We start from the raw sequence: 17,273 nt of genomic DNA, 5'->3' as shown, positions 1-17,273 counted from the left end.
GGTCGCCCGAATTCGGGTAAATACGATCGAGTAGCACCCGTCGGTAACGAAGATCCCCAAGTTCCCTATGCGCGGCGAGGTGAGCCTCATGTCCGCAACACCCCACCAGCCCACCGTCACTGAACGTGAGGCACGACAGGTCGCGGAGGCGGCCCGCGAACAGGACTGGCGCAAGCCCAGCTTCGCCAAGGAACTGTTCCTCGGCCGCTTCCGCCTCGACCTGATCCACCCGCACCCCATGCCCGCCGAGGACGACGTACAGCGCGGCGAGGAGTTCCTCGCCAAGCTGCGCGACTTCTGCGAGACGAAGATCGACGCGGCTCGTATCGAGCGCGAGGCGCAGATCCCCGACGAGGTCATCGACGGCCTCAAGGACATCGGCGCCCTCGGCATGAAGATCGACACCAAGTACGGAGGCCTCGGCCTCACCCAGGTGTACTACAACAAGGCGCTCGCCCTCGTCGGCTCCGCGAACCCGGCGATCGGCGCCCTGCTGTCCGCGCACCAGTCGATCGGCGTACCGCAGCCGCTGAAGCTCTTCGGCACCCAGGAGCAGAAGGACGTCTTCCTGCCACGCTGCGCCCGTACCGACATCTCGGCCTTCCTCCTCACCGAGCCTGACGTGGGCTCCGACCCGGCGCGGCTGGCCACGAGCGCCGTCCCGGACGGCGACGAGTACGTCCTCGACGGGGTGAAGCTCTGGACGACCAACGGCGTCGTCGCCGATCTGCTGGTCGTCATGGCGCGCGTCCCGAAGTCCGAGGGTCACAAGGGCGGCATCACGGCGTTCGTGGTGGAGGCCGGCTCCGAGGGCATCACCGTCGAGAACCGCAACGCCTTCATGGGGCTGCGCGGCCTGGAGAACGGCGTCACCCGTTTCCACCAGGTCCGGGTCCCCGCGGCGAACCGGATCGGCCCGGAGGGCGCGGGCCTGAAGATCGCCCTCACCACCCTCAACACCGGCCGTCTCTCGCTGCCCGCCATGTGCGTCGGCGCGGGCAAGTGGTGTCTGAAGATCGCCCGCGAGTGGTCGGCGGCCCGCGAGCAGTGGGGCAAGCCGGTCGCCCTCCACGAGGCCGTCGGCGCGAAGATCTCCTTCATCGCGGCGACGACGTTCGCGCTGGAGGCCGTCGTCGACCTGTCGTCGCAGATGGCCGACGAGAACCGCAACGACATCCGCATCGAGGCCGCCCTCGCGAAGCTGTACGGCTCCGAGATGGGCTGCCTGATGGCCGACGAACTGGTCCAGATCCGCGGTGGCCGCGGCTTCGAGACCGCCGAGTCGCTGGCGGCGCGCGGCGAACGGGCGGTGCCCGCCGAGCAGATCCTGCGCGACCTGCGCATCAACCGCATCTTCGAGGGCTCGACGGAGATCATGCATCTGCTGATCGCCCGTGAGGCCGTGGACGCCCACCTCTCCGTGGCCGGTGACCTCATCGACCCCGACAAGTCCCTCTCGGACAAGGCGAAGGCGGGCGCGAACGCGGGTGTCTTCTACGCCAAGTGGCTGCCGAAACTGGTCGCGGGCCCGGGTCAGCTCCCGCGCTCGTACGGTGAGTTCAACCGGCACGTGGATCTCTCCCCGCATCTGCGCTACGTCGAGCGCAACGCCCGCAAGCTCGCCCGCTCCACCTTCTACGCCATGTCCCGCTGGCAGGGCCGGATGGAGACCAAGCAGGGCTTCCTGGGCCGGATCGTCGACATCGGCGCCGAGCTCTTCGCGATGAGCGCGGCCTGTGTGCGCGCCGAACACCTGCGCCTCACCGGGCAGCACGGCCGCGAGGCCTACCAGCTCGCCGACGCATTCTGCCGCCAGTCCCGCATCCGCGTCGACGAACTCTTCGGCCGCCTGTGGAGCAACACCGACGACCTCGACCGCAAGGTCGTCAAGGGCGTCCTGGCGGGCACGTACGAATGGCTGGAGCAGGGCGTGATCGACCCGTCAGGTGAGGGCCCCTGGATCGCCGACGCGACGCCAGGACCGAGCCGGAAGGAAAACGTCCACCGCCCCATTCGCTGACCTTTTCCCCAGGAATTCACTGCCGTCCCGGTTCGCCATTCCGCCGCTTGCCGCACCGAATATGTGCGTCGACAATGAGGAGAATGGCGAACGGGGACGGCAGATGCGCCAAGGAATCGGGGAAGAACACGGTCACGGCCTTTCCGCGCAGCTGACGCGCGCCCGCACCGAGGCCCGGCTCCAGCTCGACGAACCGGATCCCGCGGCGGCCCTGCGGACCGTCCGCAAAGAAGTGCGGCCGCTGGCGCAGAAGCTGCGCGACGTCGCGCCCGAGACCTTCGAGGCGCACCGCGACGCCCTCGCGGTTCTCCTCAACGACTGCGCGCTCGCCCTGGTCGACACGGAGCCGCGCCCGCCGGTGCCCTCCTTCGATGCCGTACGGATCCGGCGCATCGACCTCCGTGACGTCGACGGTCTGCTGGACGCCGGGCGGCCGGGGGAACGGCCCGTCATCCAGCAACTCTTCAAGAGCGCGCTCGACGTGGTCGACGATCCCGTCCTGCGCGAGGTGATCAAAGCGAATCAGCAGGGCGTCCACATTCTGCAACGAGCCAATCACTGGATTCGGCTGCTCGCGGACGCCGTTTAAGTCTGGGGGAATTCCTATGCCGGGCAAAGGTCTGGACGTCATCACCGGCAGGATCATGCGGGCCGGCGAGGGACGGGTGCTGCGCAGGCTCCAGCGCGTCGTCGATCAGGTCAACTCCCTGGACGAGGAGTTCAGGGCCTTGTCCGACGAGGAACTCCAGTCCCTCACCCCGGAGTTCAGACAGCGCCACGCCGACGGCGAGAGCCTGGACGACCTGCTGCCGGAGGCCTTCGCCACGATGCGCGAGGCGGCCCGGCGGACCCTGGGCATGCGTCACTTCGACGTCCAGGTGATGGGCGGCGCGGCGCTGCACCTCGGCAACATCGCGGAGATGCAGACGGGGGAGGGCAAGACCCTCGTCGCCACCCTCCCCGTCTATCTGAACGCCCTGGCAGGCAAGGGAGTCCACCTCGTCACGGTCAACGACTACCTCGCCGAGCGCGACGCCGAGTGGATGGGCCGCGCCTACCGCTTCCTGGGCCTGACCGTCGGTGTCATCAAGTCCGAGTCGACACCCGCCGTACGCCGCGCCCAGTACGCCTGCGACATCACCTACGGCACCAACACCGAGTTCGGCTTCGACTACCTGCGCGACAACATGGCCTGGTCGAGGGACGAACTCGTGCAACGCGGCCACCACTTCGCGATCGTCGACGAGGCCGACTCCATCCTCATCGACGAGGCCCGCACCCCGCTGATCATCTCCGGTCCCGCCGACCAGCCCACCCAGTGGTACGAGGCGTTCGCGGGGCTCGTACGACGGATGAAGGGTGTCCGCGTCCAGGAGGAGCTCTTCACTCGGCCGGCCGAGAAGGAGGAACTGGCGGCGCTGCGGGCCACGTACGACTACGAGTACGACCCCAAGAAACGCACCGTCGCGATCCTGGACCGGGGCGTCGAGTACCTCCAGGACCAGCTCGGCATCGAGAGCCTGTACGAGTCCGACCACACCTCCCTCATCGGGCACCTCAACAACGCCCTGAAGGCCAAGGAGCACTTCAAGAAGGACAAGGACTACGTGGTCGTGGACGGCGAGGTGCTGATCGTCGACGAGCACACCGGTCGCATCCTCGCGGGCCGCCGCTACAACGAGGGGCTGCACCAGGCGATCGAGGCGAAGGAAGGGGTGACGATCAAGGACGAGAACCAGACCCTCGCCACGATCACCCTGCAGAACTTCTTCCGCCTCTACGAGAAGCTCGCCGGTATGACCGGCACGGCGATGACCGAGGCCGCCGAGTTCCACCAGATCTACCAGCTCCAGGTCGTGCCGATCCCGACCAACCGGCCCCCGAAGCGCGCCGACGACCCCGACCAGATCTACCGCACCGCGGACGCCAAGTACACCGCGATCGTGGAGGACATCGCCGAGCGGCACGCCCAGGGGCAGCCGATCCTCGTCGGCACCACGTCGGTGGAGAAGTCCGAACTGCTCTCCGCGCTGCTCAGGAAACGCGGTGTCCGGCACGAGGTGCTCAACGCCAAGAACCACCAGCGCGAGGCCCAGATCGTGGCCCAGGCGGGCCGCAAGGGCGCGGTCACCGTCGCCACCAACATGGCGGGCCGCGGCACCGACATCATGCTCGGCGGCAATCCCGAGTCCCTCATAGCCGCCGAGCTGGAGAAGAGCGAACTCACCGAGGAGGAGCACCCCGACGCCTGCCGCGAGGTGCGCGAGCGCGTCACCGCCGCGGTCGGGGCGGCGTACGAGGAGGTCAAGGAACTCGGCGGGCTCTATGTGCTGGGCACCGAGCGCCACGAGTCCCGCCGTATCGACAACCAGCTGCGCGGCCGTTCGGGGCGCCAGGGCGACAACGGCGCCTCCCGCTTCTACCTCTCCCTGGAGGACGACCTGATGCGCCTGTTCCGCGCCCAGGTCGTGGACCGTGTGATGGCCATGGCGAACGTCCCCGATGACATCCCCATCGAGAACAAGATGGTCACCCGCGCCATCGCCTCCGCCCAGGCCCAGGTCGAGCAGCAGCACTTCGAGTCCCGCAAGGACGTCCTGAAGTTCGACGAGGTGCTCAATCGGCAGCGCACCCTCATCTACGCCGAGCGCCGCCGTGTCCTGGCCGGGGAGGACCTGCGCGAACAGCTCCTGCACTTCATGGACGACACCGTGCGGGCGTACATCGGACAGGAGACCAGTGAGGGCTTCCCCGAGGAATGGGACCTGGAGCGGCTCTGGGGCGCCTTCAGGCAGCTCTATCCGGCACGGGTCACGATCGAGGACCTGGAGGAGGCGGCAGGCGACCGTGCGAACCTCACCGCCGAGGACCTGGTCGAGGCCGTGACCCGGGACATCCACGACCGCTACGAGGACCGTGAGGCCGAACTCGGCGCCGAGGCCCTGCGCGACCTCGAACGCCTGGTCGTCCTCAACGTCCTCGACCGCAAATGGCGCGAGCACCTCTACGAGATGGACTACCTCCGCGACGGCATCGGTCTGCGCTGGACGCTCGGCCGGGAACCCATCGTGGAGTACGAGCGTGAGGGCTTCGACATGTACGGCGCGATGACCGACGCCATCAAGGAGGAGTCCGTCGGCTACGTCTTCAACCTGGACGCCTCCAGCGGTGCGCCAGGGACCCTCGAACGCCGTGACCGGGTCGAGGACCTGCACTTCACGGCCCCCACCATGGACACGGCGGAGGGTGTGGTCGCGGGTGACTTCTCCCCGGCGGACGCCGACGCGCCCGCGACTGCCGCCGCGCCGGCTCCCGCGCCCTCACGCGGCGGCTCGCGCCCCGGCAGGTCCAAGGCGCGGCGCCGCCGCAAGCGCTGAGGACGCGGGGGCCGGCGGCGGTGGCAGGGGCTAGCAGTACTTGTCGCTGGGGTCCCGGGTCGTCCACGAGCACGCGTCGACCTTGCCGCCGTTCGCCTTGGTGAGCGTGGCGGTGTCGCTGGTGTTGTTCCAGACGTACGCGCGGCGGTTCTGGTACTTGTCCCCCGCGGCGTCCCTGCCGCTGCCCGTGTGCACCTTCATGGTCTTGTGCGCCCCGATCTTCACGTTCGGGAAGGTGTACCTGTGATTCGAGACGTCCTTCAGGATCCAGCCCTTGAGCGAGATCGATGCCGAACTGGTGTTCTTGATCTGCACCCACTCGGCGTTGAGGCTCGCGTTGGAGCGGTTGTCCGAACCGGGGCTGTCGAACCAGACGTGGTAGATGGTCACACCGCCGGCCGCCTGCGCCGGAGTGCTGAGAAGGAACGTGCCCGTCAGTGCCACGGCGCCCGCGAGCGCGGGCAGGGCAGCGCGTATCCGCATGAGAACCCCCCAGGGTGTCGCCCCCCGGCCGGTCGTCCACCGGCCAGTGAGAGTGACGACGTGCATGAAGTGCTATCACATGATCTTCACGCAGGTTTCACAAAGGGCGATTTCGCTTCCTCCGGTACGTCGGGGTGCTAATGGGGCCAGAAGAGAGGCGAAGAGAGGAGAGAAGAGAGGGGAAGTGGGGAGCCCTGTCCTGCGCGGGTCGCGCAGCGGCCACAATGGGGGGATGAGCGACAGTCCAGCCCCCCTCGCTGATCCGCATCTCGTCTTCGACCCCGTGGACGGAGTCCGGGACGTCGTGATCCTCGGCTCCACCGGCTCGATCGGCACTCAGGCCATCGACCTCGTGCTGCGCAACCCCGACCGGTTCCGGGTCACCGCGCTCTCCGCCGCCGGCGGCAGGGTCGGACTGCTCGCGGAGCAGGCCCACCGGCTGCGCGTACGCACGGTCGCGGTCGCGCGCGAGGACGTCGTACCGGCGCTGCGGGAGGCGCTCACGGCCGAGTACGCACCCGGCGAGACCCTTCCCGAGATCCTGGCCGGCGCGGACGCCGCCACCCAGGTCGCCGCCTCCGACTGCCACACCGTCCTCAACGGCATCACCGGCTCCATCGGCCTCGCCCCCACCCTCGCCGCCCTGGAAGCGGGCCGCACCCTCGCGCTCGCCAACAAGGAATCGCTCATCGTCGGCGGCCCGCTGGTGAAGGCGCTGGCCAAGCCCGGCCAGATCATCCCGGTCGACTCCGAGCACGCGGCGCTCTTCCAGGCACTGGCGGCCGGTACGCGCGCCGATGTGCGCAAGCTGGTCGTGACCGCCTCCGGCGGACCCTTCCGGGGGCGTACGAAGGCGGAGCTGGCGCACGTCACTCCGGCCGAGGCGCTCGCGCACCCCACCTGGGCCATGGGCCCGGTGATCACCATCAACTCCGCGACCTTGGTCAACAAGGGGCTGGAAGTCATCGAGGCGCACCTCCTCTACGACATTCCCTTCGATCGGATTGAGGTGGTCGTGCACCCGCAGTCGTATGTCCACTCGATGGTTGAGTACACGGACGGATCGACACTGGCCCAGGCGACGCCCCCCGACATGCGGGGACCGATCGCCATCGGTCTCGGCTGGCCCGAACGCGTCCCGGACGCGGCGCCCGCCTTCGACTGGACCAAGGCGTCGAGCTGGGAGTTCTTCCCGCTCGACAACGACGCGTTCCCCTCCGTCGGGCTCGCCCGGCACGTGGGGCAGCTCGCGGGCACGGCCCCGGCGGTGTTCAATGCCGCCAACGAGGAGTGCGTGGACGCGTTCCTGAACGGCGCCCTGCCGTTCAACGGGATCATGGAGACCGTCACGCGGGTGGTCGAGGAACACGGCACACCCGGAACGGGAACTTCCTTGACCGTGGCGGACGTCCTCGAAGCGGAGACCTGGGCGCGCGCCCGGGCCCGTGAACTGACCGCACAGACGGCACCGACAGCGCCAATGGCACAGACGACAACCGCGGAGGCTCGTGCATGACGACCCTGATGATGATCCTCGGCATAGTCGTCTTCGCGGTCGGCCTGCTCATCTCGATCGCCTGGCACGAGCTGGGACATCTGTCGACGGCCAAGCTCTTCGGTATCCGGGTGCCGCAGTACATGGTCGGCTTCGGGCCGACGATCTGGTCACGGAAGAAGGGCGACACCGAGTACGGGGTGAAGGCGGTTCCGCTCGGCGGCTACATCCGCATGATCGGGATGTTCCCGCCCGGCCCGGACGGCCGTATCGAGGCGCGCTCCACCTCCCCCTTTCGGGGCATGATCGAGGACGCCAGGTCGGCCGCCTTCGAGGAGCTCCAGCCCGGCGACGAGACCCGCCTCTTCTACACGCGCAAGCCGTGGAAGCGCGTGATCGTGATGTTCGCGGGCCCGTTCATGAACCTCATCCTGGCCGTCGCGATCTTCCTCGGCGTGATGATGACGTTCGGGGTGCAGACCCAGACCACCACGGTCGGCAAGGTCTCGGACTGTGTCATCCAGCAGAGCGAGAACCGGTCGAAGTGCGGGGCGAGCGACCAGGCCGCGCCCGCCAAGGCCGCCGGGCTCAAGGGCGGCGACAAGATCGTCGCGTTCAACGGCAAGGCGATCGACGACTGGGCGGCGCTGCAGTCCGACATCCGCGCCAACCCCGGCAAGGACGTCACGCTCACCGTCGAGAGGGGGGGCCAGAAGGTCGACCTGGCCGCTCACCTGATCAAGAACCAGGTCAGCAAGACCGACGGCAACGGCGGCTATGTCGAGGGCAAGTACGTGTACGCCGGCTTCCTCGGCTTCACGCCCGCCTCCGGCATCGTCCAGCAGTCGTTCGGCCAGTCCGTGAACCGCATGGGCGACATGATGCAGAACGGCGTCGAGTCGCTGGTCTCGCTGCCCGGCAAGATCCCCGACCTGTGGAACGCGGCCTTCGGCGACGGCCCGCGCAAGGCGGACTCTCCGATGGGCGTGGTCGGCGCGGCCCGTATCGGCGGTGATGTCTTCACCCTCGACATCCCGGCGTCGCAGCAGGTCGCGATGATGCTGCTGCTGGTCGCGGGCTTCAACCTCTCCCTGTTCCTGTTCAACATGCTTCCGCTGCTCCCGCTCGACGGCGGTCACATCGCGGGCGCGCTGTGGGAGTCGCTGCGGCGGAACGCGGCGAAGGTGCTGAGGCGGCCGGACCCGGGCCCGTTCGATGTGGCGAAGCTGATGCCGGTGGCCTATGTGGTGGCCGGAATCTTCGTCTGCTTCACGATCCTCGTCCTCATCGCGGACGTTGTTAACCCGGTGAAAATCTCCTAGACGGTCTCTTGGCGGGACACCGTTCGTGGCGGCCGGGCACCTTGGGTGTCCGGCCGCCATCCGTTGGGTGGGTTTAGGGGCGTGATGTGCTCGGGCGTGCGCCGGTGCCGTAATCTCGGAGCCTGGAGCCCACGATTCCGGGACCTTGATCCACAACTTGGGGTTGCACAGCAGATGACTGCGATTTCTCTCGGCATGCCGTCCGTTCCGACCAAGCTCGCCGAGCGTCGGAAGAGCCGGCAGATCCAGGTCGGAACCGTGGCCGTGGGTGGAGACGCACCCGTCTCGGTGCAGTCGATGACGACCACGCGTACGTCGGACATCGGCGCCACGCTGCAGCAGATCGCCGAGCTGACGGCCTCCGGTTGCCAGATCGTGCGGGTGGCGTGCCCGACCCAGGACGACGCCGACGCGCTCGCCACGATCGCCCGAAAGTCCCAGATCCCGGTCATCGCGGACATCCACTTCCAGCCGAAGTACGTCTTCGCGGCGATCAACGCGGGCTGCGCGGCCGTCCGTGTGAACCCCGGCAACATCAAGCAGTTCGACGACCAGGTCAAGGAGATCGCGCGGGCCGCGAAGGACACCGGCACCCCGATCCGGATCGGCGTCAACGCGGGCTCGCTCGACAAGCGGCTCCTCCAGAAGTACGGCAAGGCGACCCCCGAGGCGCTCGTGGAGTCCGCCCTCTGGGAGGCGTCCCTCTTCGAGGAGCACGACTTCCGGGACATCAAGATCTCGGTCAAGCACAACGACCCGGTGGTCATGGTCAACGCGTACCGCCAGCTGGCGGCGGCGTGCGACTACCCCCTGCACCTCGGTGTGACGGAGGCGGGCCCCGCCTTCCAGGGCACGATCAAGTCGGCGGTGGCGTTCGGAGCGCTGCTCTCCGAGGGCATCGGCGACACGATCCGGGTGTCCCTGTCGGCGCCGCCCGCCGAGGAGGTCAAGGTCGGTCTCCAGATCCTGGAGTCGCTGAACCTCAAGCAGCGGGGCCTGGAGATCGTCTCCTGCCCGTCCTGCGGGCGTGCCCAGGTCGACGTGTACAAGCTGGCGGAAGAGGTCACCGCCGGTCTCACCGGCATGGAGGTCCCCCTCCGCGTTGCCGTCATGGGCTGCGTCGTGAACGGTCCGGGCGAGGCCCGCGAGGCCGACCTCGGCGTCGCCTCCGGCAACGGCAAGGGGCAGATCTTCGTCAAGGGCGAGGTCATCAAGACGGTCCCCGAGTCGAAGATCGTCGAGACGCTCATCGAGGAAGCGATGAAGCTCGCCGAGCAGATGGAGGCCGCCGGCATCGCCTCCGGCGAGCCCTCGGTATCGGTGACGGACTGACCCACCTTGTGACGCAAGGGACCCGGGTGCCCCTCCGGAGGTGGCGCCCGGGTCCCTGCGTGCGGTGCTGCTTGGTATCTCCGGCTAAAGTACGGAGATCAGCAGACCGTGTGACTCCGCCCCGGGGGCTTCTCGCAGTGATGCGACGGTCAAGCCCTGACCGGTGCCCACAACGAGCACACGACGACGCTAACAGGGTGCGCGACGCGCTGTCGTTGCCCGCAAGGAGTGATGGAGTCGTCCCGTTGTTGACCCAGACCACCACCAGGGTCCTCGAACCGAGTGACCTGGACGCCGCGCTCGCCGTCCTCGACCGCGACCCGGTCGCGAACGCATTTGTCGCGTCCCGGGTGCAGGTCGCGGGCCTCGACCCCTGGCGGCTCGGCGGCGAGATGTGGGGCTGGTACGAGGACGGCATGCTGCGGTCCCTCTGCTACGCGGGCGCCAACCTGGTCCCGATCTGCGCCACCCCCCGTGCCGTCCGCGGCTTCGCGGACCGGGCGCGAAGGGCCGGCCGCCGCTGCTCCTCGATCGTCGGCCCCGTCGAGGCCACCGCCCAGCTGTGGCGGCTGCTCGAACCCAGCTGGGGCCCGGCCCGCGAGGTCCGCGCCCACCAGCCGCTGATGGTCACCGACCGCCTCCCCGCCGACATCGCCCCGGATCCGTACGTCCGCCGCATCCGCAAGGACGAGATGGAAACGATCATGCCGGCGTGCGTGGCGATGTTCACCGAGGAGGTGGGCGTCTCACCGCTCGCCGGTGACGGCGGCCTGCTCTACCAGGCGCGGGTGGCCGAACTCGTCGGCACCGGCCGTTCGTTCGCCCGTCTCGACCAGAACGGCAAGGTCGTCTTCAAGGCCGAGATCGGCGCCGCCACCCGGCAGGCCTGCCAGGTCCAGGGGGTGTGGGTCGCCCCCGAGTACCGGGGACAGGGTCTGGCGGCCCCAGGCATGGCGGCCGTCATGCGCTACGCCCTCGCCGACGTCGCCCCGCTCGTCAGCCTCTACGTCAACGACTTCAACACCCCGGCCCGGGCGACGTACCACCGCGTCGGCTTCCAGGAGATCGGCGCGTTCATGAGCGTGCTGTTCTAGGGCCTGTCCGGCGGATCATGCCGCGGACGCGGGGTGGGGAACTCCTCGACCGGCCTCAGGCCGACTCCCGATCGGCCCCCGGCCCACCCGCACCCGACCCAACGCCCCGTAGTCCCGGCGCAATCCGGCGAAGCGCCCGGGTAGTCTCCCCGGCATGCTGCGCTTTCCCGGTCAGGGCCCCCGCAACCCCGACGACGTGGTCGTCGGCCCGCTGGATCTCGCGGCGCGCGTCGACGAGGCGCTCGCCGTGCAGGCCCTGGCCTTCGGGCTCGGCGCCGACGAGGTCGCCGTACGCCGGCAGATCGTGCTGCGTCACCTCACCTACCCGGGAGCCCGCGCACTCGGCGCGACGACGGTCGAAGGACGGCTCGTCGGCTTCGTCTACGGCATGCCCAACGACCGCACCCACTGGTGGTCCACCGTCGTGGAACCGTATCTGCGCGCCCAGGGACGCGACGCCTGGCTCGACCACTCCTTCGTGATCACCGAACTGCACGTCCACCCGCACTACCAGAACCACGGCGTGGGCCGGTCCCTGATCACCGGCATCACGGACAGCGCCACCGAACCCCGCTCGATCCTCTCCGCCATCGACACCGACAGCCCGGCCCGCGGCCTCTACCACTCGCTCGGGTACGAGGACCTCGCGCGGCAGGTCCTCTTCCCCAGCGCACCCAAGCCGTACGCCGTCATGGGCGCCCCACTGCCCCTCCGCAGGCGCTGAGCGCCTGGGTCTGCCCTCCGGCCGGGCGCTAACCGATTTCCACCGGGATGGGCCGCCCGGCTAACCTCCTAGCCATCACCCTTACGCAGCAGGAGTCGAGAATCATGGCCCAGGTCCAGCGCATGTCCCGTTTGATGGTCAAGACACTGCGTGACGACCCGGCGGACGCCGAGACGCTCAACCACAAGCTGCTCGTCCGCGCCGGTTACGTGCGCCGCAACTCCGCCGGCATCTGGACCTGGCTGCCGCTCGGCAAGAAGGTCCTCGACAACATCTCCCGCGTCGTACGCGAGGAGATGGACGCCATCGGGGCGCAGGAGGTCCTCCTGCCGGCTCTGCTGCCCAAGGAGCCCTACGAGGCCTCGTCCCGCTGGGAGGAGTACGGCGACCTCCTCTTCCGTCTGAAGGACCGCAAGGGCGGCGAGTACCTGCTCGGCCCGACCCACGAGGAGATCTTCACGCTCATCGTGAAGGACCAGGTCGCGTCCTACAAGGACCTGCCGGTCATGCTGTACCAGATCCAGGCGAAGTACCGTGACGAGGCCCGCCCGCGCTCCGGGGTGCTGCGCGGCCGCGAGTTCCAGATGAAGGACTCGTACTCCTTCGACACGACGGACGAGGGCCTCGCGGAGTCGTACGCGCTGCACCGCGCCGCCTACCAGAAGATCTTCGCCCGTCTGGGCCTGGACTACCGCATCGTGTCGGCCGTCTCGGGCGCCATGGGCGGCTCGGCGTCGGAGGAGTTCCTCGCCCCCGCCGCGGCCGGTGAGGACACGTTCGTGGACTGCCCGTCCTGCGACTACGCGGCCAACACGGAGGCCGTCACCTTCGCCCTGAAGCCGGTGGACGGTTCAGGCGTCGGCCCGGTCGAGGAGCTGGACACCCCCGACACCCCCACCATCGAGACGCTCGCCGCGCACCTCGGTGTCCCCGCCTCCGCCACCCTCAAGAACCTCCTGGTCAAGGTCGACGGCGAGATCGTCGCCGTAGGCGTCCCCGGCAACCGCGAGGTCGACCTCGGCAAGCTGGGCGAGCACCTCGCCCCCGCCGTCGTCGAACTCGTCACCGCCGAGGACTTCGAGGGCCGCGGCGACCTCGTGCGCGGCTACGTCGGCCCGCAGGGCCTGGAGAAGGTCCGCTACATCGCCGACCCGCGGGTGGCCCCCGGCACCGCCTGGGTCACCGGCGCCAACAAGGTCAACACGCACGCGAAGAACGTCGTCGCCGGCCGCGACTTCGAGGTCGACGACTACCTGGACGTCGTCGTGGTGGAAGAGGGCGACCCGTGCCCCAAGTGCGGCACCGGCCTCAAGCTGGACCGCGCCATCGAGATCGGCCACATCTTCCAGCTCGGCCGCAAGTACGCAGACACCTTCCAGCTCGACGTCCTCGGCCAGCAGGGCAAGCCGGTCCGCGTGACCATGGGCTCGTACGGCATCGGTGTCTCCCGCGCGGTCGCGGCGCTCGCCGAGCAGTCGGCCGACGAGCAGGGGCTGTGCTGGCCCAAGGAGATCGCTCCCGCCGACGTCCACGTCGTCGCCGCCGGCAAGGCCCTGCAGACCGAGCTGGCCCTCGACGTGTCGGAGAAGCTCGGCGCGGCGGGCGTACGCGTCCTCGTGGACGACCGCGCCGGGGTCTCCCCGGGCGTGAAGTTCACGGACGCCGAGCTCATCGGCGTACCGAAGATCCTGGTGGCCGGGCGCCGCTCGGCCGAGGGCGTCCTCGAGCTGAAGGACCGCCGCACCGGCGAGCGCGAGGAACTGACCGTGGACGAGGCGATCGCCCGCCTGGCGGCCGAGTAGCAGAACCGGCCGAGTAGCCAAACTGCTTGAAGTCTGAAATCAAAGACGTCTCTCAGAGACTTCTTCCGAGGCGTAGGGCTGCCTCACAGACTTCTCTCAGGCTGCTCCCCGACCGTAGGACGTGACAGAGCGTCATTCGGAGGGGAGCAGCCATGACAGGCAGCGAGCGGGGGGCCGCCGCGGCGGTCCGCAGAGGAGCACGGCGTACGGCGGCCGCCGCGGCGGCGGTCACGCTGGCAGCGGCGGCCGGGGTCTTCGCCCTGGTCGGCACGATGCACGCGGACGCGGACACTACGGCGAGCGGCAGTGCGACGGGAACGGGTTCGTCGAGTTCGAGCAGCGGCACGGACTCCTCGGCGACCACCTCATCCACCTCATCCACGTCATCCACTTCGGCATCGACGTCATCGACGTCATCGACGTCATCCACTTCGTCTGCGTCGAGTTCCTCCTCGGACTCGACCCTCAAGTCGCCGTCCGCCGATCCCACGACCTCCAACGGTGGCTCCGCCGACTCCACTTCGGGGGCGTCGTGACGGCCACGGCGACCCACCGCACCACGGCCGCCGCCGACTGGCGCGCCCTCGGCACCAGCGTCCGCCTGGTCACCACCGACCCGGTCCTGCTGGACTCCTGCAACCTGCTGCTCGCCCGGCACCTCGCCGAGGTCGACGCCGCGTGCAGCCGGTTCCGTCCGGACTCGGAGCTGGTGGCCCTCGACCAGGCGCGGGGCCGCCCGGTCAGGGTCAGCCCGCTGCTCGCCGAGGCACTGGCCGTCGCCCTGCGCGCCGCCGCCGCGACCGACGGGGCCGTCGATCCCACGGTCGGCTCGGCCATCGCCGCCCTCGGCTACGACCGTGACTTCCGGCTGGTCCAGGACGACGGCCGTCCGATCCGGCTCACCGTCCGCCCGGTCCCGGGCTGGCGCGCGGTGACCCTGGACCGCGCGACCGACACGGTCACCGTTCCGGCCGGGGTCCGCCTCGACCTGGGCGCCACGGCCAAGGCCTGGGCCGCCGACAAGGCCGCCGACCTGCTCGCCGAGGCGGCGGGCTGCGGAGTCCTGGTGAGCCTCGGCGGCGACACGGCCGTGGCCGGCGAACCCCCGGCGGGCGGCTGGCGCATCCGCGTCCAGGACGCCACGGGCCCGGTCGACGAGACACCCGCGCCGGGCACGTACGCCACGGTCGCCATCCGGAGCGGCGGCCTCGCGACCTCAGGCACGACGGCCCGGCGCTGGCGCCGGGGCGTCCACGACCTCCACCACATCGTCGACCCGTACACCGGCCTGCCCGCCGAGACCCCCTGGCGCACGGTCTCCGTGGCCGCCGCGACCTGCGCGGACGCCAACGCGGCCGGCACGGCGGCCCTGGTCAAGGGCGAGGGCGCGCAACGGTGGCTGGCAGGGCTCGGCCTGCCCGCACGTCTGGTGGCGAACGACGGCACCGTGGTGACGACACCGGGCTGGCCGGCTTCCGCCCCGGCCTGGTCCGGACCCGAGGCCGCCGCATGAGCGACTCCTCCCTCCTCTGGTACGCCAACAGAGCGACCGGCGCGGTCAGCCTGGTCCTGTTCACCGTCGTCGTGCTCCTGGGCATCGCCGTACGCCTGCGCGGCAGACTCCCCGGCCTCCCGAGGTTCGGGACGGTCCAACTGCACCGCACCCTCTCCCTCTCCGCCCTCGTCTTCCTGGTCCTGCACGTCACGGCCGCGGTCGTCGACAGCTATGTGAGCATCAGCCCCCTCGACGTCCTCGTCCCGTTCGCCTCCACCTACCGACCCCTCTGGCTGGGCCTCGGCACGGTGGCCCTCGATCTGATGCTCGCGGTACTGATCACCAGCCTGCTCCGCGCGCGCATCGGGCACCGCGCCTGGCGCGCCGTCCACTGGCTGGCCTGGGCCTCCTGGCCGATCGCGCTCATCCACGGCATCGGCATCGGCACGGACACCGGCGCCGGCTGGATGCTGTGGCTGACGATCTCCTGTGTGGCCGCGGTCCTCACGGCCTTCGGCATCCGCGTCGCCCACGCGGCCCGCGCCTCCGGGCGAACCCCGTCCACCCTGCTCCGTACGGCCGAAGCCCGTACGCCCGAAGGAGCCCGCCCATGACCGCGACCACGACCACGACCACGACTGCGACCGTGACTGCGACTGGGACGACGGCCATGGCCGGCACCTTCGCGGACATCTACATGCCACCGCGCCTGCTCGCCCCCGGCGGCGCCCCGGCCGGCTTCACCACCCACGAGCAGCGCTACGGCCCCGTGGCGCACGGCGACCCGGCCCCACTGCTGCGCACGCTCGCCGAGTCCGGGCTCACCGGCCGCGGCGGCGCCGCCTTCCCCACGTACCGCAAGCTGGTCTCGGTCGCCGAGGCGGGCCGCCGCACCGGTCGCACCCCGGTCGTCGTCGCCAACGGCGCGGAGGGCGAGCCCGCGAGCGCGAAAGACAAGACCCTGCTGCGACTGTCGCCCCATCTCGTCCTGGACGGGCTGCAGTTGGTGGCCGAGGCGGTCGGCGCGGGGGAGGCGTACCTCGCGGTCGAGGACCACGCCACGCCCCTCGAAGCGGCGCTCGCCGAGCGACGTGACCCGCTACGGGTGCGCACCGTACGCGTCCCCAAGCGCTTCCTGTCCGGCCAGTCCTCGGCCCTCACCCAGTACGTCTCCGGACACGCGGCCCTGCCGCGCCACCAGCGGCCCCCGGTGCGCGAGCAGGGCGCGCACCGCGCGCCGACGCTCGTCCAGAACGTCGAGACGCTCGCCCACCTCGCCCTGATCGCCCGCTACGGCGCCGACTGGTTCCGCTCGGTGGGCACCCCGGCCGAACCGGGCAGCGCCCTGTGCACGGTGCATGTGCCAGGCCGCGAGGTACGGGTCGTCGAAGCCCCCTTCGGCATGCCGCTGCGCCGTCTCCTTCCGCTCGACGGCATGGGCGCGGTCCTGGTCGGCGGCTACCACGGCACCTGGCTCCCGGCCGCCGAGGCCGCGACCCGCACGCTGACCGTCGCCGACCTCGGCGCGGGCGTCCTCGCCGCGCTGCCCCTGAACCGCTGCGGTCTCGCCGAGACCGCCCGTGTGCTGCGCTACCTGGCCCTCGAATCGGCGGGCCAGTGCGGACCCTGCCTCAACGGTCTGCCCCGTATCGCCGCCGCTTTCCAGACCCTGGCCGCACCCGGCCCGCAGGGCGGCACCCGCGAGGACATCGCCCGTTGGGCCGGACTCGTCGAGGGCCGCGGCGCCTGCCACCACCCCGACGGCACGGTCCGCCTGGTGCGCAGCGCACTTGCGACCTTCGCCGCCGAACTCGACGCGCACGCCGCGGGCCACTGCACGGCGAGTGACCACTCCCCGCTGCTGCCCGTCCCCGCGAACAGGAACTGACATGGCCCGCCACGCCCACCGCACCGACCGCACGCACCGCCTGGATGTCGACTGGACCGCCTGCCAGGGCCACGGCCTGTGCGCGGAACTCCTCCCCGAACACATCACGCTCGACGAGTGGGGCTACCCGCTCCTGGGCGAGGCCCCCCTTCCGCCCACCACCCTGAAACGCGCCCGCAGAGCTGCCGCCGACTGCCCGCTACTGGCCCTCAAACTCACCACCGCACAGGGAGGTTAGGGG

At 70.0% G+C, this 17,273-nt stretch carries 15 protein-coding genes; 13 read left to right on the top strand and 2 right to left on the bottom strand.

Annotation, left to right across the window (positions count from 1 at the left end; translation table 11 throughout):
- The first annotated feature begins 88 nt into the window (after positions 1–88).
- The 3 genes from ACIRA5_RS23250 to secA all read left to right on the top strand — a co-directional run bounded on the left by ACIRA5_RS23250 (position 89) and on the right by secA (position 5,397).
- The gene (locus ACIRA5_RS23250; RefSeq protein ID WP_403693427.1) at positions 89–2,020 is read left to right on the top strand and encodes an acyl-CoA dehydrogenase family protein; all 1,932 of its coding nucleotides are present in this window, start codon (positions 89–91) and stop codon (positions 2,018–2,020) included.
- 103 nt (positions 2,021–2,123) lie between these two features.
- Positions 2,124–2,609: a hypothetical protein gene (locus ACIRA5_RS23245; protein WP_403693425.1), complete on the top strand. Its 486-nt coding sequence runs from the start codon at positions 2,124–2,126 to the stop codon at positions 2,607–2,609.
- A 16-nt stretch (positions 2,610–2,625) separates the two neighbouring features.
- Positions 2,626–5,397 (top strand): preprotein translocase subunit SecA, encoded by a 2,772-nt coding sequence (gene secA, locus ACIRA5_RS23240; protein WP_403693423.1) that lies wholly within the window; start codon positions 2,626–2,628, stop codon positions 5,395–5,397.
- A 30-nt stretch (positions 5,398–5,427) separates the two neighbouring features.
- Here secA and ACIRA5_RS23235 read toward each other — a convergent pair whose 3' ends face one another.
- On the bottom strand, positions 5,428–5,880 hold the full coding sequence (locus ACIRA5_RS23235) for a lamin tail domain-containing protein (RefSeq protein WP_403693422.1): 453 nt from the start codon (positions 5,878–5,880) through the stop codon (positions 5,428–5,430).
- Between the two features lie 232 nt (positions 5,881–6,112).
- Here ACIRA5_RS23235 and dxr point away from each other — a divergent pair, with 232 nt between their 5' ends.
- The 6 genes from dxr (at position 6,113) to ACIRA5_RS23205 (ending at position 13,649) form a co-directional block, all read left to right on the top strand.
- The gene (gene dxr / locus ACIRA5_RS23230; protein WP_403693420.1) at positions 6,113–7,396 is read left to right on the top strand and encodes a 1-deoxy-D-xylulose-5-phosphate reductoisomerase; all 1,284 of its coding nucleotides are present in this window, start codon (positions 6,113–6,115) and stop codon (positions 7,394–7,396) included.
- Positions 7,393–8,697, top strand: a complete 1,305-nt coding sequence (locus tag ACIRA5_RS23225) for a M50 family metallopeptidase (RefSeq protein WP_403693418.1) — start codon at positions 7,393–7,395, stop codon at positions 8,695–8,697. Before dxr ends, ACIRA5_RS23225 begins: the two co-directional genes overlap by 4 nt.
- 174 nt (positions 8,698–8,871) lie before the next feature.
- A complete protein-coding gene (gene ispG / locus ACIRA5_RS23220) occupies positions 8,872–10,029 on the top strand; it encodes a flavodoxin-dependent (E)-4-hydroxy-3-methylbut-2-enyl-diphosphate synthase (RefSeq protein ID WP_403693417.1) in 1,158 nt (385 codons plus the stop codon).
- A gap of 245 nt (positions 10,030–10,274) precedes the next feature.
- Positions 10,275–11,123, top strand: a complete 849-nt coding sequence (locus ACIRA5_RS23215; RefSeq protein WP_075031337.1) for a GNAT family N-acetyltransferase — start codon at positions 10,275–10,277, stop codon at positions 11,121–11,123.
- A 154-nt stretch (positions 11,124–11,277) separates the two neighbouring features.
- A complete protein-coding gene (locus ACIRA5_RS23210; RefSeq protein ID WP_403693415.1) occupies positions 11,278–11,847 on the top strand; it encodes a GNAT family N-acetyltransferase in 570 nt (189 codons plus the stop codon).
- A 104-nt stretch (positions 11,848–11,951) separates the two neighbouring features.
- Entirely contained in the window at positions 11,952–13,649 is a 1,698-nt protein-coding gene (locus tag ACIRA5_RS23205) for a proline--tRNA ligase (protein ID WP_403693413.1), read from the top strand.
- A gap of 52 nt (positions 13,650–13,701) precedes the next feature.
- Here ACIRA5_RS23205 and ACIRA5_RS23200 read toward each other — a convergent pair whose 3' ends face one another.
- A complete protein-coding gene (locus ACIRA5_RS23200) occupies positions 13,702–14,148 on the bottom strand; it encodes a hypothetical protein (RefSeq protein ID WP_403693411.1) in 447 nt (148 codons plus the stop codon).
- A 33-nt stretch (positions 14,149–14,181) separates the two neighbouring features.
- Between ACIRA5_RS23200 and ACIRA5_RS23195 the strand changes: the two genes are divergently transcribed.
- From ACIRA5_RS23195 to ACIRA5_RS23180, 4 genes are read left to right on the top strand one after another with little or no spacing between them, the layout of a single operon-like run.
- Positions 14,182–15,162: an FAD:protein FMN transferase gene (locus ACIRA5_RS23195; RefSeq protein WP_403693410.1), complete on the top strand. Its 981-nt coding sequence runs from the start codon at positions 14,182–14,184 to the stop codon at positions 15,160–15,162.
- Complete coding sequence (locus tag ACIRA5_RS23190) at positions 15,159–15,758, top strand: ferric reductase-like transmembrane domain-containing protein (protein ID WP_403693408.1); 600 nt, start codon at positions 15,159–15,161, stop codon at positions 15,756–15,758. Before ACIRA5_RS23195 ends, ACIRA5_RS23190 begins: the two co-directional genes overlap by 4 nt.
- Positions 15,755–17,032, top strand: coding sequence for an NADH-ubiquinone oxidoreductase-F iron-sulfur binding region domain-containing protein (locus ACIRA5_RS23185; protein ID WP_403693406.1), 1,278 nt, complete (start codon positions 15,755–15,757; stop codon positions 17,030–17,032). The genes ACIRA5_RS23190 and ACIRA5_RS23185 overlap by 4 nt, the downstream gene beginning before the upstream one ends.
- 1 nt (position 17,033) lies before the next feature.
- Positions 17,034–17,270 (top strand): ferredoxin, encoded by a 237-nt coding sequence (locus ACIRA5_RS23180; protein WP_403693404.1) that lies wholly within the window; start codon positions 17,034–17,036, stop codon positions 17,268–17,270.
- Positions 17,271–17,273: the final 3 nt, after the last annotated feature.

This window comes from Streptomyces sp. NPDC096311 (assembly GCF_044763085.1).
Lineage (GTDB): Bacteria > Actinomycetota > Actinomycetes > Streptomycetales > Streptomycetaceae > Streptomyces.
This window is presented reverse-complemented; position numbering and strand designations above follow the sequence as displayed.